Origin of the sequence: Salmonella sp. 741265116_PST (assembly GCF_046567715.1) — a bacterium.
In the GTDB taxonomy this organism is placed as follows: Bacteria; Pseudomonadota; Gammaproteobacteria; order Enterobacterales; family Enterobacteriaceae; genus Salmonella; species Salmonella enterica.
On sequence record NZ_JBKFPH010000028.1, the window covers coordinates 1 to 14558 of the forward strand.

A 14558-nucleotide genomic window follows, 5' to 3' on the forward strand; every position below is an offset into this window, starting at 1 on the left:
CATGGATGGGCCGAGTAATCCGTAGCCAACACATAAGCAACTTGAAGTATGAAGGGTATAAACCACCCAACATTAACTCTAAAGAAAATAACCCAACCATGAACGAATTCTCTATAACGTCACAGAACATCCTATCCGCTACCCATAATTCACATTTCGCTAGACTTTTCCGAGAAATCAGAACAGGTATAATCTATATTGTTAATAGTAGAGGTCATTAATTTATGTTTCATGGATTTCCCTTGAATTACACACACCCGGTTTCGGCATCCTGTCGGCTCCGTTTGAATTATTATCGACATAACATGTCAGAAAAGTTATCTCTTCATCCTGTAAAGATAGATATCGCAGATTAATTAGTTTTCTGTTTCTCCCCTGAGTATCAGACGCAGTAATTAATCCTGGCGAATATGACATTTCGTCACGGTAATAAATTAAACATTTCGCTAAATAAAAAATAGCCGCAAACTCTTTTAATGACCCAAGCTAATTCTTATTGGGATATAATAAGGGTCTAATCTTATTTTGTATAAAATATCGCATTATGCCGCCTGATGCTATTAACGACGAGGGATTACGGTAACCATAACCAGGGTGATGAATTGTTTCTTTTTGGTTCATCATGGCGCGCTTACTGGTCACGTCTCAGTATCGTCAACAGACGGGGGAGACGTCGCGTTTGCATCGGAAACACAAACGTTAACTGACAGCGAGGCCCGCTTCTGACAAAATAGCGTTATCCCCTTTGACTTGAAGTAACAGATGGAATCTTCTCTCTGATGGCAGCAAAGATTATTGACGGTAAAACGATTGCGCAGCAGGTGCGATCTGAGGTTGCTCAAAAAGTTCAGGCACGCGTCGCAGCAGGTCTTCGCGCTCCCGGCCTGGCTGTGGTGCTGGTCGGCAGCAATCCGGCCTCACAGATTTATGTCGCAAGCAAACGTAAAGCGTGCGACGAAGTGGGGTTCGTCTCCCGCTCCTATGACCTGCCAGAAACCACCAGCGAAGCCGAACTGCTGGCGCTTATCGATACTCTGAATGCAGATAACACGATCGACGGTATTCTGGTGCAGTTGCCTTTACCGGCAGGTATCGACAACGTTAAAGTGCTGGAGCGTATCGCGCCAGATAAAGACGTAGACGGTTTTCATCCTTATAATGTCGGTCGTCTGTGCCAGCGTGCGCCGCGCCTGCGTCCCTGTACGCCCCGCGGTATTGTGACCCTGCTTGAGCGTTACAACATTGATACCTACGGCCTGAATGCGGTGGTCATTGGCGCGTCCAATATCGTTGGACGCCCGATGAGCATGGAGCTGCTACTGGCTGGCTGTACGACTACCGTTACGCACCGCTTTACCAAAGATCTGCGTCACCATGTCGAGCATGCTGATTTGCTCATTGTCGCCGTAGGTAAACCGGGCTTTATTCCCGGCGAATGGATTAAAGAAGGCGCAATTGTGATTGATGTCGGTATTAACCGTCTGGAAAATGGCAAAGTCGTTGGCGACGTCGTGTTTGACGAAGCCGCAGCGCGCGCGTCATACATCACGCCAGTACCGGGCGGCGTCGGCCCGATGACGGTCGCCACGCTTATCGAAAACACGCTGCAGGCGTGCATTGAATATCACGATCCACAAGGAAAATAACATGTCGACATTCTCTTTAGGCAAGCACCCGCACGTCGAGCTGTGCGATCTGCTCAAGCTGGAAGGCTGGAGCGAAAGCGGCGCGCAGGCGAAAATCGCCATTGCCGACGGGTTGGTGAAGGTTGATGGCGCGGCTGAAACGCGTAAACGCTGCAAAATCGTGGCCGGGCAAACGGTAAGTTATGCCGGTCAAAGCGTAAATGTCACCGACTGAGTTGCGTCGGTGAATGCGCCGGATGGCGGCTCATGCCTTATCCGGCCTACTATACAATGAACGGCAGGCCGGATGAGTCGCCTTGCGTCACCCTCCGGCAATACGGCTATTACTTACGCCGCCAGGTGGTGCCCTGCGGGCCATCTTCCAGAATAATACCCATTTCAGCGAGACGATCGCGCGCCGCGTCCGCCGCCGCCCAGTCTTTCGCTTTACGGGCATCCAGACGCTGTTGAATCAAGGCTTCAATTTCCGCGACTTCACCGTCATCCGCCTGCGCGCCGCTTTGCAGGAAAACATCCGGCTCCTGCTCCAGCAGTCCCAGCACGCCGGAAATCTTCCGCAGATGAGACGCCATCGCATTCGCGGCGGTCATATCTTCGCCCTTCAGACGGTTGACTTCACGCGCCATATCAAACAGGACGGAATAGGCTTCCGGCGTATTGAAATCGTCATTCATCGCCTCCACGAAACGCGCTTCAAAGGCCTCGCCGCCCGCCGGGGCCGCTGATTTATCCGTTCCACGCAATGCGGTGTATAACCGCTCCAGCGAGGCGCGCGCCTGCTTGAGGTTCTCTTCGCTGTAGTTCAGTTGGCTACGGTAATGCCCGGACATCAGGAAGTAGCGCACGGTTTCCGCATCGTAGTATTTCAGCACGTCGCGCACGGTAAAGAAGTTGCCCAGCGATTTGGACATCTTCTCGCGATCCACCATCACCATACCGGAGTGCATCCAGTAGTTGACGTATTCGCCGTCATGCGCGCAGGTAGACTGGGCAATCTCGTTTTCATGGTGCGGGAACATCAGATCGGAACCGCCGCCGTGAATATCAAAATGGTGGCCCAACTGCTTGCAGTTCATTGCCGAACATTCAATGTGCCAACCCGGACGCCCTTCGCCCCACGGCGACGGCCAGCTCGGCTCGCCCTCTTTCGACATTTTCCACAGCACGAAGTCCATCGGGTTACGCTTCACGTCAACGACATCTACGCGCGCGCCCGCCTGAAGCTGCTCAAGATCCTGACGGGAAAGCTGCCCATAAGTCGGATCGGTCGGTACATCGAACATCACATCGCCGTTATCCGCCACATAGGCGTGCCCTTTCTCGATTAAGGTGCGGGTGAGCTCGATAATTTCCTGAATATGGTGCGTCGCACGCGGCTCGCTGTCCGGACGCAGAATATTCAGCGCGTCGAAGTCCTGATGCATTTCCGCAATCATTCTGTCGACCAGCGCGACAAAACTTTCGCCGTTTTCATTGGCGCGTTTAATAATTTTATCGTCGATATCGGTAATGTTACGCACATACTTCAGCTTATAACCGAGAAAACGCAAATAGCGCGCGACAACGTCAAAAGCGACAAACGTGCGTCCGTGGCCAATGTGGCAGAGATCGTAAACGGTGATACCACACACGTACATGCCGACTTCCCCGGCATGAATGGGTTTGAATTCCTCTTTTTGGCGCGTCAGTGTATTAAAAATTTTTAACATCGAAGATTCCGTATAGACGTGTGTGGGTAATTAGGTGTGTATAATACTCATAATTCAACCTTGAAGCAGCACACTTTGCAAGGTGATCGCAGCTTACGGTTATGCTATAACAAGCCCCTATATGTGCCCTATTGCGGGCTAAAGCACCACTCTCTTGGAACAGGATGCAAAAATGGTTACTTTCCACACTAATCACGGCGATATCGTAATCAAAACCTTTGATGATAAAGCGCCTGAAACAGTTAAAAACTTCCTGGACTACTGCCGCGAAGGTTTTTACAACAACACCATTTTCCACCGTGTAATTAACGGTTTTATGATTCAGGGCGGCGGCTTTGAGCCGGGCATGAAACAGAAAGCCACCAAAGAGGCGATCAAAAACGAAGCCAACAATGGTCTGAAAAATACCCGTGGTACGCTGGCAATGGCGCGTACTCAGGCACCACACTCGGCTACCGCGCAATTCTTCATCAACGTGGCAGACAACGACTTCCTGAACTTCTCCGGCGAAAGTCTACAGGGCTGGGGCTACTGCGTCTTTGCGGAAGTCGTAGAAGGTATGGACGTGGTAGATAAAATCAAAGGCGTCGCCACTGGCCGTAGCGGTATGCACCAGGACGTACCAAAAGAAGACGTCATCATTGAAAACGTGACCGTCAGCGAGTAATCGTGGCGACACTGTTTATTGCAGACTTGCATCTGCAAACGGAAGAACCGGCGATCGTCGCCGGTTTTCTGCGTTTTTTAGATGTAGAAGCCCGTCAGGCCGACGCGCTGTATATTCTTGGCGATCTCTTCGAAGCCTGGATTGGCGACGACGACCCCAACCCGCTACATCGTGAGATAGCCGCCGCCATCAAAGCGGTGGTGAATGTTGGCGTTCCCTGCTTCTTTATTCATGGTAATCGCGACTTCCTGATTGGCAAACGCTTTGCCCGCGAAAGCGGCATGATTCTACTGCCGCAGGAAAAGGTGCTCGACCTGTATGGCCGCAACGTGTTGATTATGCACGGCGATACGCTTTGTACCGATGATGCCGGTTATCAGGCGTTTCGCGCCAAAGTCCATAATCCGTGGGTTCAACGACTGTTCCTTACCCTGCCGCTGTTTATCCGCCGCCGTATCGCCGCCAGAATGCGCGCCGGCAGTAAAGCCGCCAACAGCAGCAAATCGCTGGATATTATGGACGTCAATGCGCAGACCGTCGTCGCCGAAATGGAAAAACACCGCGTACAGTGGCTGGTTCACGGTCACACCCACCGCCCGGCAGTGCATGAACTTTCCGTCAACGACCAGCCCGAGTTCCGCGTGGTGTTAGGCGCATGGCATCATGAAGGTTCAATGGTAAAAGTCACGCCGGACAACGTTGAGTTAATCGCCTTCCCCCTGTAAATGTTCGTCGAATCGTCCGTTACGGCGCACACGCAACCGTTTTCCTTGCCTGATTATCATGCTATTCTTTGACACCTCAAAAGCAGCGTGTCCCGCACCACAGGAGTTTTAAGACGCATGTCTTCCCGCAATAATCCGGCGCGTGTCGCCATCGTGATGGGGTCCAAAAGCGACTGGGCTACCATGCAATTCGCCGCCGAAATTTTTGAAATTCTGGATGTCCCGCACCATGTAGAAGTGGTTTCCGCTCATCGCACCCCCGATAAGCTGTTCAGCTTCGCCGAAACGGCGGAAGAGAACGGATATCAAGTGATTATTGCCGGCGCGGGCGGCGCGGCACACCTGCCGGGAATGATTGCGGCAAAAACGCTGGTCCCGGTGCTCGGCGTGCCGGTACAAAGCGCTGCGCTAAGCGGCGTGGATAGCCTTTACTCCATTGTGCAGATGCCGCGCGGCATTCCGGTGGGTACGCTGGCGATCGGTAAAGCCGGTGCGGCTAACGCCGCCCTGCTGGCAGCGCAGATTCTGGCGCAACACGACGCGGAACTGCATCAGCGCATCGCCGACTGGCGCAAAGCGCAAACCGATGAAGTTCTGGAAAATCCCGATCCGCGGGGGACGCTATGAAGCAAGTTTGCGTTCTCGGCAACGGACAACTGGGCCGAATGCTGCGCCAGGCGGGCGAACCGCTGGGTATCGCCGTCTGGCCGGTTGGTCTGGATGCAGAGCCTACCGCCGTGCCGGTACAGCAGAGCGTCATTACCGCAGAGATTGAGCGCTGGCCGGAAACCGCGCTTACCCGCGAGCTGGCGCGCCACCCAGCCTTCGTCAATCGCGATGTATTTCCGATCATCGCCGACCGTCTGACACAAAAACAGCTTTTCGATAAACTGGGACTCGCGACCGCGCCGTGGCAACTGCTGACCAGCGCCGACGAGTGGTCCGGCATCTTTGACCGTCTGGGCGAACTGGCGATTATTAAGCGTCGCGTTGGCGGCTACGACGGTCGCGGGCAGTGGCGTCTACGCGCGGACGAAACCGGGCAACTGCCGGATGACTGCTATGGCGAATGTATTGTTGAGCGCGGTATCCATTTTTCCGGCGAAGTGTCGTTAGTCGGCGCGCGCGCTCATGACGGCAGTACCGTGTTTTACCCGCTGACGCACAATTTGCATCAGGACGGCATCTTGCGGACCAGCGTCGCGTTCCCACAGGCGAACGCCGAACAGCAGGAGCAGGCGGAATCGATGCTGTCAGCAATTATGCAGGCGCTGAACTACGTCGGCGTAATGGCGATGGAATGTTTTATCACGCCGGAAGGCTTGTTAATCAATGAACTGGCACCGCGCGTGCATAACAGCGGACACTGGACGCAAAATGGCGCCAGCATCAGTCAGTTTGAATTGCATTTGCGCGCGATTACCGGCCTGCCGTTGCCCGCGCCGGTGATTAACGCCCCGTCGGTGATGATCAACCTGATCGGCAGCGAGCTGAATTACGACTGGCTGAAGCTGCCGCTGGTACATCTGCACTGGTATGATAAAGCGGTACGTCCGGGGCGAAAAGTCGGCCATCTGAATCTGACCGACAGCGATACGTCACGTCTTAGCGCCACCCTGGAAGCGCTCTCTCCGCTCCTGCCGGGCGAATACGCCAGCGGCATTATCTGGGCGCAAAGTAAGCTTAAATAAACAGCGTGGGCGGCGCATTCTCTGTCGCCGCCCGTCGCGATCACAGACAGATGCAGGTTCCCGCTCTGCCCGCCAGGGTATCGTCAATACGCGACAGCGCGCCAATCCATGCCGGCTTTCCGCACCGCTTCACATACCCGCTTACCGCGGTCACCTTCGGCCCCATCGCGCCATCGGCTTTGGCAAACGGCGCCAGCTCATCGGGCGAAGCCTGACGAATAGCGCGCTGCTGCGGCGTTCCCCAATGTTCATACACCGCATCCGCATCCGTCAAAATGATCAAACCATCAGCCGCTATCTGCTCCGCCAGCAATGCCGCCGCCAGGTCTTTATCTATCACCGCCTCGACCCCTTCGCCCTCACCGGCAACAGGTACCCCGCCACCGCCGCTGCAAATCACCACATGGCCCTCTTTTAGCAATAACTCAATAGCGGCGCTTTCGATAATCTGACGCGGCGCCGGGGAAGCAACGACACGGCGCAGATATTTTCCATCACGTTTCATATGCCAGCCATAAGTCGCTTCCAGCGCCATTTGCTCTTCTGGCGAATAAACGGGACCGATAAACTTTTCCGGTTCAAGAAAAGCAGGATCGTCCGCCGATACCTTTATCCGCGTTAATACCGCAGTCACCGGCGGCATATCGGGTTCAAGCGCCAGACGCTGCGCCAGCATATAGCCGATCATTCCCTGACTTTCCGCTACCAGCACATCCAGCGGATAAGGCTCAACGGCTTTCCAGGCAAGGTTCTGTAAAGCCAACAGGCCGACCTGGGGGCCGTTGCCATGTACTATCGCCAGCCGATACGAGCGGGCAAGTCTCGCCAGCGCAGGCACCGCGTCGGCAATATTGCGATATTGATTCTCTGCCGTTAGCGCTTCTCCGCGCTGCAATAATGCGTTGCCGCCAAGAGCAACTACCAACGTTTTCATTCCCTATCCTTTTACTATTTGTTGTCCAAGCCAGAACCCCAGCAGCGTATCCGCGCCAGAGGTGTGCCCCAGCGCCAGCAGTCCGTCAATCGCCGTTTCTGTGCGAGCATCTCGTCGCAGCGCATGAATAAAGTGGAGTAAAGGCGACGCGAAATAACCCATAGCCGCATAGCGTAAATAGCTAACGCTCACGAGCGTCGTCGCCTGATCAAGGCTGCCGGATTGGGCAAAAAAATTACGCCCGGCGCGTTCATCTATGGCGCCAAAATACCAGGCCGCCAGCAACATTCCCGTCAGCGTGTCGTCATGACTGGGCGTTAAGCCCGGCCCTTTACCCAGCCATAGCCGCCAGTCAGTCGCAGCACCTGCAAGCGCCGACTGAAAGCAGTGACAAAACTGGCGAAGTTCCGGACATAGAGGCTGGGCTGCGGCGACGGTTAACGGCCCAAACAGCCCCGTCTCCTCACTACGCTGCATGTACGTCGCGTTAAGACGCGGCGACGCAAGATAGCGTGGAACCCGCAGCGAACAGCGCCTCTCCGGCTCGCATAAAAGAAACTCGCCAATCTGAATACCGGCAGCGGTTGACTGCGGTTTTTCGCCATCGGTGAGCACATCGCGCAATGCGTCAAAATCGCCGCCGCGCAGTATCCACCCTCCCGGACTGAAGCCGCTCCCCCGACGGTGAAGCGTTAATAACTCACCGCTTTTCGCCACAAAATTAATAGAGCGACGCCATACCCCTGACATCTGCCAGGGTTGCCGATAATCCGCCGATTGTCGGCTTGCCATAAGAGGATGGATACATTTCATGAGACGCTCTCTTAACTTACGCCCATGCTTTCCGCCAGCGCTTCCAGCGCCTGCTCGAAACAGGCCAGCGGTGCACGGACGGTTCCCGCGCCAATCTGGCCAATCCCCGCCTCTTTATGCGCGATACCCGTGTTAATCAGCGGCGTAATTCCGGTCTCGACCACGCGGCGGATATCCAGTCCCAGACAGGCCCCCTGAAAATCCCAGCCGGGGATTTGTAGCTGCATGTTGCGTTCGAGATAAATTTCAGCCATCTCTTCAGAAACAGATTTCGCCGCTTCCATTCCCCCGGCACCGACAAAACGCGTTACGCCAGGCGCGGCAATCATCGCTGCGCCGCCAATACCAAACGTTTCAGTAATGGCGCTGTCGCCCATGTCTGGGTTGGCCTGATCCTGCGAAAAACCGGTAAAAAATAGCCCCTGTGGCGTATTAACAGGCGCGGTGAACCAACGGTCGCCCAGACCGCTAACCCGAATACCAAACATATCGCCATTACGGGTCATCGCCGTCACAATACTGCCGGCGCGAATCTGCGCGCCCGCGTCCATGGCGGCTTTACAGTAGGCCATCGCCAGATTAAGGAAGAATTGATCGGTGACGCTCAGAAAATCCATCACTTCCGCTATCTGCTGCTTATCGTGTTCCAGACGGGCGATATGCGGCGCCAACGTGCGCATCAGCAATGCGGAAGAGGCGATATTGCGCTGGTGGAATTCATCTCCCATCGTAATGCCCTGCGCCATCATTGCGGTCAGGTCGAGGCCCCGCTCCAGACGTCCCAGCGCTGCGCTTAATACCGGCATCAGCACATCACGCATCCAGCGCAAACGTTGCTGAACATCCTCGCCATAGGCGCCGAAACGCATCACTTTGCCGATCCCTTCGTTGAGATTGCAGTACGCGCGATTGCCATCGGTGATATTTTCCACGACCAGCATCGGCATACTGGCTGAGGTAATACCGCCCATCGGCCCCACAGCGTTAACGTGATGGCAGGGAATAAAGTTGACCTTTCCCTGCTCTAACAGCGCGAGCGCGCTCATTTCATCTTTGGCCCATCCTTCAAACAGGCACGCGCCGATACAGGCACCTTTCATCGGGCCGGTCATCTCTTGCCAGCGCATCGGCGGCCCGGCATGAAGAAGCGTTTTCCCCTGATTGAGCACGCTAATTAATGAAGAAGCTGGCTTCACATCCAGCCAGTGCGGACGTGCGCGACGAATTTGTTCGATGACTGCAGCGTTGGCTTGCGCCACTGATGTAAACATGGGAACCCCTTATTGCAAACGTTCTAACAGACGAGCCAGTTTTTTATTACCGCCAGCGACAGGTGCCCACTGGTAGTGCACCACGGGCATACCGGCAGCCTGTAAATCCAGCGCGAAGCTACGTAACCCGGCATTAATCACCGCCACCGCTTCCAGTAACCGGGGAGCTGATGGATGAGTGGAAGAGAGAGTGGGTCGAATCAGTTCCGCGGCCAACAGAGTGGCTTCGGGAAGAGAATCCACTACCGTGATGCCGGCATCTTCGAGCGCGGCGATTTGTTGCGAGCGGCACTGAGGATCGCGTTCCGTTCCGGTGACGGTTGCGATGGCGAACAGCGGCTGGTCGCCGGCGCGTGCGGCACATGCCTTCTGCCAGGCCTGAATCAGCGATGCGGCGGGATCGGCGGTCGCGCCAAAACCAATAACGACGTCCACTAATAACACGCGTACCTGCGGCTGTGCGCCAAGTCCGGCGATAAGCTGATTACGTAACGCCGGGTCGATCATCGGATGTGGTCGCCCAACGGTATAAAAGTCATCGCCCAGATCGATAATCTGGTGGCCGTCAGCGTCAAGCATCATGCCATGGTGATGTTCCGTATCCGTCGCGACGCCCAGATAGCCGGCCAGCAGCCCCGCTGCTTCCGCCGCCAGCGTTCCGCCAGTATAGAGACCACGAATCACGCCGCCTGTTGAAACCATTTCTTTACGCTGCGACGTCACGCGAGACAATAAACATGCCAGCCGGGCAGCTTCATCCAGCGTCGAGGCAAACCAGACGTTTTCCTCACGCGCAACGGGGGAGGAAAACCCTAAGAACAGCGCTACAACGGGTTTCCCGGTGGCTTTCATCGCCGCGATAATATGCTGACGAACCGCATCGGCAGGCGGTTTGGAGACAAAGGCCAGCACCTGGCTCTTTTCATCCGCGCTGAGTATCTCCAGTGCCGTTAGCGCGCTGATCCCGCCGACCTCGGCGCTCAAATCGCGTCCGCCAAGCCCGATGGCATGGGTAATCCCTTCCCCCGCCAGCGCAATCTGTGAACAGAGCTCCTGAATACCGGTGCCGGAAGCGCCAATCACCCCGATGTTGCCCTCTGGCATGACGTTAGCGAAAGCCAGCGGCGTGTTGGCGATCATAGCGGTGCCGCAATCCGGCCCCATGACCAGCAGTCCTTTATCACGCGCCCGGCGTTTTAGTCTGATTTCATCGTCCAGCGTGACATTATCGGAGAAGATCATCACGTTCAACGAACGATCCAGCGCCTGCTCCGCCAGTTCCGTCGCATATTCGCCGGCCACCGACACCAGCGCCAGATTCGCCTCTGGCAGTTTCTGACAGGCGCTTTCCCAGCGTCTGACCTGAATTAACGACTGGCTGCCGCTGCTTCCCTGCGCCAACTGCTGCAATGCTTCTTCGAGCTGTTGCACAATCACTTGCGTAATGCCGTCATCTACCGCTTCGGTACGAATCGCCACGCAAATGTCATTGGGCGTAGCGCCATGAAAATCGTCATGCCAGAAACCGGTAGTTTCCAGCAGCGACTTATTCGCAGGCGTTCCCATCATTACCGATACATCATCAACATTTTCGGACTCACTCAGCTTTCGAGAAATAATCATTAAGCTAACAGAGTCCTGAAAACACCCTTTTTTAATAAAGGCGTGGATCATAACAACTCCTTAATAATTGCACCCATTGCAATTGCACGAGCAGTGTTAATGTGCGCTTCACGGTATATATCCGGGAGGGTAAATAGAGTGATTAACGTCACATCAAGTTTATTAACAAAAGAATTCAAACAACGGCTAAAGGATTAGTTATGATTTTCTAAAAAAGCTTTTTATTTAAGCAAAAAGATAAAACCCGCCTGATTATCAAATAAATTCTAATTATATTTTTTTGCCTGTCTGGATCACATAATCATTTTATTTTCCCGGTATGTTAATCGCAGTCATGCTTCACACCGTCGTTAAAAAGGAAGACAGATGAAAATCAGTCGGGAAACACTCCATCAGCTTATCGAAAATAAGCTTTATAAAGCTGGACTAAAACGTGAGCACGCCGCCATCGTCGCCGACGTACTGGTTTATGCAGATGCCAGAGGTATTCACTCACATGGCGCCGTACGCGTTGAATATTATGCCGAACGAATTTCAAAAGGCGGCACCAACCGAGAGCCGACGTTCCGCATTGAGAATACCGGTCCCTGTACGGCGATACTGCATGCCGATAATGCTGCCGGGCAGGTCGCAGCCAAAATGGGAATGGAGCATGCTATTGAAATAGCCAAAAAAAATGGCGTCGCGGTTGTCGGCATTAGCAGAATGGGCCATAGCGGCGCCATCTCTTATTTCGTCCGCCAGGCTGCTCGCGAAGGCCTGATTGGTCTGTCTATCTGTCAGTCCGATCCTATGGTCGTGCCGTTTGGCGGGGCGGATATTTACTATGGCACTAATCCGCTGGCCTTTGCCGCGCCGGGCGAAGGCGAGGACATCATTACCTTTGATATGGCCACCACCGTGCAGGCCTGGGGAAAAGTCCTCGATGCACGGTCCCGCAATGAGTCCATTCCGGAGAGTTGGGCCGTCGATAAAAACGGCGCGCCGACACATGATCCTTTTGCCGTCAATGCGTTATTACCCGCCGCAGGCCCGAAAGGTTACGGCCTGATGATGATGATCGATATTCTGTCCGGTATTCTGCTGGGGCTGCCGTTTGGCCGCCAGGTCAGTTCGATGTATGAAGATTTACACGCCGGACGCAATTTAGGACAACTTCATCTGGTCATTAATCCGGCGTTCTTTTCTTCCTGTGAATTATTCCGCAAACATATTAGTCAGACCATGCAGGAACTCAATTCCGTGAAGCCCGCCCCCGGTTTTAAACAGGTTTATTATCCTGGACAGGATCAGGATATTAAACAGAAAAATGCCGATATGAATGGTATCGATATTGTTGATGATATTTATCAATATCTGATTTCCGATGCCCTCTATCTCAAGTCATACGAAACAAAAAATCCCTTTGCCCAATAATTATTGAAACAGGAATTTTCTATGATAAAGCATTTTCGCCACGCGATAGAAGAAACATTGCCCTGGCTCTCCTCCATTGGAGCCGATCCTACGGGTGGAATGACGCGTTTACTTTATTCGCCTGAGTGGCTGGAAACACAGCAGCAGTTTAAAAAGCGAATGGCAGAAAGCGGTCTGGAAACACGCTTTGATGACGTCGGAAATTTATATGGCCGCCTTTGCGGCACACAATTTCCGGAGCAGGTGATTTTAAGCGGTTCGCATATTGATACGGTCGTCAACGGCGGCAATCTGGACGGGCAATTCGGCGCGCTTGCCGCCTGGCTGGCGCTCGACTGGCTAAAAGCGACCTACGGCGCGCCGCTGCGCACCGTCGAGGTAGTATCAATGGCTGAGGAAGAAGGCAGCCGTTTCCCTTACGTTTTTTGGGGCAGCAAGAACATTTTTGGCCTGGCGAATCCTGAAGAGGTACGCCATATCCAGGACGCCAAAGGCACAGGCTTTGTCGACGCTATGCAGGCGTGCGGATTTACCCTTCCCGCCGCGCCGCTCGCTGCGCGAACCGATATCCACGCCTTTGTTGAATTGCATATTGAGCAAGGCTGCGTTCTGGAGAGCAACGGACAGTCGATTGGCGTTGTCAACGCCATCGTCGGGCAACGTCGCTACACGGTGGCGCTCAACGGTGAGTCCAACCATGCAGGCACAACGCCAATGGGCTATCGTCGCGATACGGTGCATGCCTTCAGTCGTATTTGCAGTCAGTCCATTGAAAAAGCCAAACAGCATGGCGATCCCCTGGTATTAACGTTCGGCAAAGTTGAGCCGCAGCCGAATACGGTCAATGTTGTCCCTGGAAAAACCACATTTACAATCGATTGCCGGCATACGGACGCCGCGGTACTTCGCGAATTTACCGAACAGTTGGAAAACGATATGCGCGCCATCTGCGATGAAATGGATGTCAGCATCGATATCGATTTGTGGATGGACGAAGCGCCGGTGCCGATGAACGCCGAACTGGTCGCGGCCCTCACCAGGCTGTGTGAAACCGAACAACTGAACTATCGCATAATGCATAGCGGCGCAGGTCATGACGCGCAAATTTTCGCGCCGCGCGTCCCTACCTGTATGATTTTCGTCCCCAGCATTAATGGTATCAGCCATAACCCGGCGGAACGTACCAACATTAATGACCTTGCTGAAGGGGTCAAAACTCTGGCATTAATGCTTCATCAACTTGCCTGGCAAAAATAAGGAGCCATCAATGGGATATCTGAATAACGTCACGGGTTACCGCGATGATTTACTGGCGAACCGCGCCATTGTGAAACACGGTAACTATGCGCTCTTAACGCCGGACGGTCTGGTGAAAAATATTATTCCCGGCTTTGAAAACTGTGACGTCACCATCCTTTCGACGCCGAAGCTGGGTGCTTCTTTCGTCGATTATCTGGTCACCTTACATCAGAATGGCGGCAACCAGCAGGGCTTTGGCGGCGAGGGGATTGAAACTTTTCTCTATGTCATTGCGGGAAATATTGAAGCTAAAGTAGAAGGAAAAACATTCTCTTTAACCCAGGGCGGATACCTCTATTGTCCACCGGGCGAGATGATGACCTTTAGCAACGCTCAAACGGAAGACAGCCAGCTATTTTTATATAAACGCCGCTATATTCCTGTCGAGGGTCATGCCCCGTGGTTGGTTTCCGGCAATGCCAGCCAGCTGGAGCGTATTCATTATGAAGGCATGGAAGATGTTATTCTGCTGGATTTCCTGCCTAAAGAGCTGGGCTTCGATATGAATATGCATATTCTGTCGTTCGAACCGGGCGCCAGCCACGGCTATATTGAAACCCACGTCCAGGAACATGGCGCTTATATCCTTTCCGGCCAGGGAGTTTATAACCTCGACAACAACTGGGTGCCGGTGAAAAAAGGCGACTACATTTTCATGGGCGCTTATTCCCTGCAGGCCGGATACGGTGTAGGTCGTGGCGAAGCATTCAGCTACATCTACTCCAAAGACTGTAACCGCGACGTTATGATTTAACGGCGGGCAG

The 14558-nt window shown here is 53.8% G+C and carries 14 protein-coding genes; 9 read left to right on the forward strand and 5 right to left on the reverse strand.

The genetic code is table 11. The annotated features are described in order from the left end of the window. Positions 1-779 precede the first annotated feature (779 nt). Together folD and ybcJ are read left to right on the forward strand one after the other, a co-directional pair. Positions 780-1646: a bifunctional methylenetetrahydrofolate dehydrogenase/methenyltetrahydrofolate cyclohydrolase FolD gene (gene folD / locus ACLD11_RS17330; RefSeq protein ID WP_000729165.1), complete on the forward strand. Its 867-nt coding sequence runs from the start codon at positions 780-782 to the stop codon at positions 1644-1646. Position 1647: 1 nt separating this feature from the next. Continuing rightward, positions 1648-1860 (forward strand): ribosome-associated protein YbcJ, encoded by a 213-nt coding sequence (gene ybcJ, locus ACLD11_RS17335; RefSeq protein ID WP_183059514.1) that lies wholly within the window; start codon positions 1648-1650, stop codon positions 1858-1860. A gap of 109 nt (positions 1861-1969) precedes the next feature. Here ybcJ and cysS read toward each other — a convergent pair whose 3' ends face one another. Beyond that, positions 1970-3355, reverse strand: coding sequence for a cysteine--tRNA ligase (gene cysS / locus ACLD11_RS17340; RefSeq protein WP_411012159.1), 1386 nt, complete (start codon positions 3353-3355; stop codon positions 1970-1972). A 172-nt stretch (positions 3356-3527) separates the two neighbouring features. Between cysS and ppiB the strand changes: the two genes are divergently transcribed. The 4 genes from ppiB (at position 3528) to purK (ending at position 6438) form a co-directional block, all read left to right on the forward strand. Next, the gene (gene ppiB / locus ACLD11_RS17345) at positions 3528-4022 is read left to right on the forward strand and encodes a peptidylprolyl isomerase B (protein WP_000255991.1); all 495 of its coding nucleotides are present in this window, start codon (positions 3528-3530) and stop codon (positions 4020-4022) included. Between the two features lie 2 nt (positions 4023-4024). Continuing rightward, a complete protein-coding gene (lpxH, locus tag ACLD11_RS17350; protein WP_411012160.1) occupies positions 4025-4747 on the forward strand; it encodes a UDP-2,3-diacylglucosamine diphosphatase in 723 nt (240 codons plus the stop codon). A 117-nt stretch (positions 4748-4864) separates the two neighbouring features. After that, positions 4865-5374 carry a 5-(carboxyamino)imidazole ribonucleotide mutase gene (gene purE / locus ACLD11_RS17355; protein ID WP_000098736.1) on the forward strand — a complete coding sequence of 170 codons (510 nt, stop codon included), beginning with the start codon at positions 4865-4867 and terminating at the stop codon, positions 5372-5374. Beyond that, positions 5371-6438, forward strand: coding sequence for a 5-(carboxyamino)imidazole ribonucleotide synthase (gene purK / locus ACLD11_RS17360; RefSeq protein ID WP_000815601.1), 1068 nt, complete (start codon positions 5371-5373; stop codon positions 6436-6438). Before purE ends, purK begins: the two co-directional genes overlap by 4 nt. Positions 6439-6478: 40 nt before the next feature. On the opposite strand, the gene ACLD11_RS17365 is transcribed toward purK, so the two are convergent. Genes ACLD11_RS17365 through ACLD11_RS17380 form a run of 4 tightly spaced genes read right to left on the reverse strand, consistent with a single transcriptional unit; the run spans position 6479 to position 11130 of the window. Then, a complete protein-coding gene (locus ACLD11_RS17365; RefSeq protein WP_000855337.1) occupies positions 6479-7372 on the reverse strand; it encodes a carbamate kinase in 894 nt (297 codons plus the stop codon). Positions 7373-7375: 3 nt separating this feature from the next. Further along, entirely contained in the window at positions 7376-8185 is an 810-nt protein-coding gene (locus tag ACLD11_RS17370; protein WP_183059517.1) for a DUF2877 domain-containing protein, read from the reverse strand. A gap of 11 nt (positions 8186-8196) precedes the next feature. Continuing rightward, entirely contained in the window at positions 8197-9456 is a 1260-nt protein-coding gene (locus tag ACLD11_RS17375; RefSeq protein ID WP_000495330.1) for a DUF1116 domain-containing protein, read from the reverse strand. Between the two features lie 9 nt (positions 9457-9465). Further along, positions 9466-11130 (reverse strand): acyl-CoA synthetase FdrA, encoded by a 1665-nt coding sequence (locus tag ACLD11_RS17380; RefSeq protein ID WP_411015159.1) that lies wholly within the window; start codon positions 11128-11130, stop codon positions 9466-9468. A 315-nt stretch (positions 11131-11445) separates the two neighbouring features. Between ACLD11_RS17380 and allD the strand changes: the two genes are divergently transcribed. Genes allD through allE form a run of 3 tightly spaced genes read left to right on the forward strand, consistent with a single transcriptional unit; the run spans position 11446 to position 14548 of the window. After that, complete coding sequence (allD, locus tag ACLD11_RS17385) at positions 11446-12495, forward strand: ureidoglycolate dehydrogenase AllD (protein ID WP_411012162.1); 1050 nt, start codon at positions 11446-11448, stop codon at positions 12493-12495. A gap of 21 nt (positions 12496-12516) precedes the next feature. Beyond that, complete coding sequence (gene allC / locus ACLD11_RS17390) at positions 12517-13752, forward strand: allantoate deiminase (protein ID WP_183059519.1); 1236 nt, start codon at positions 12517-12519, stop codon at positions 13750-13752. 10 nt (positions 13753-13762) lie between these two features. Beyond that, entirely contained in the window at positions 13763-14548 is a 786-nt protein-coding gene (allE, locus tag ACLD11_RS17395; protein ID WP_411015160.1) for a (S)-ureidoglycine aminohydrolase, read from the forward strand. Positions 14549-14558: the final 10 nt, after the last annotated feature.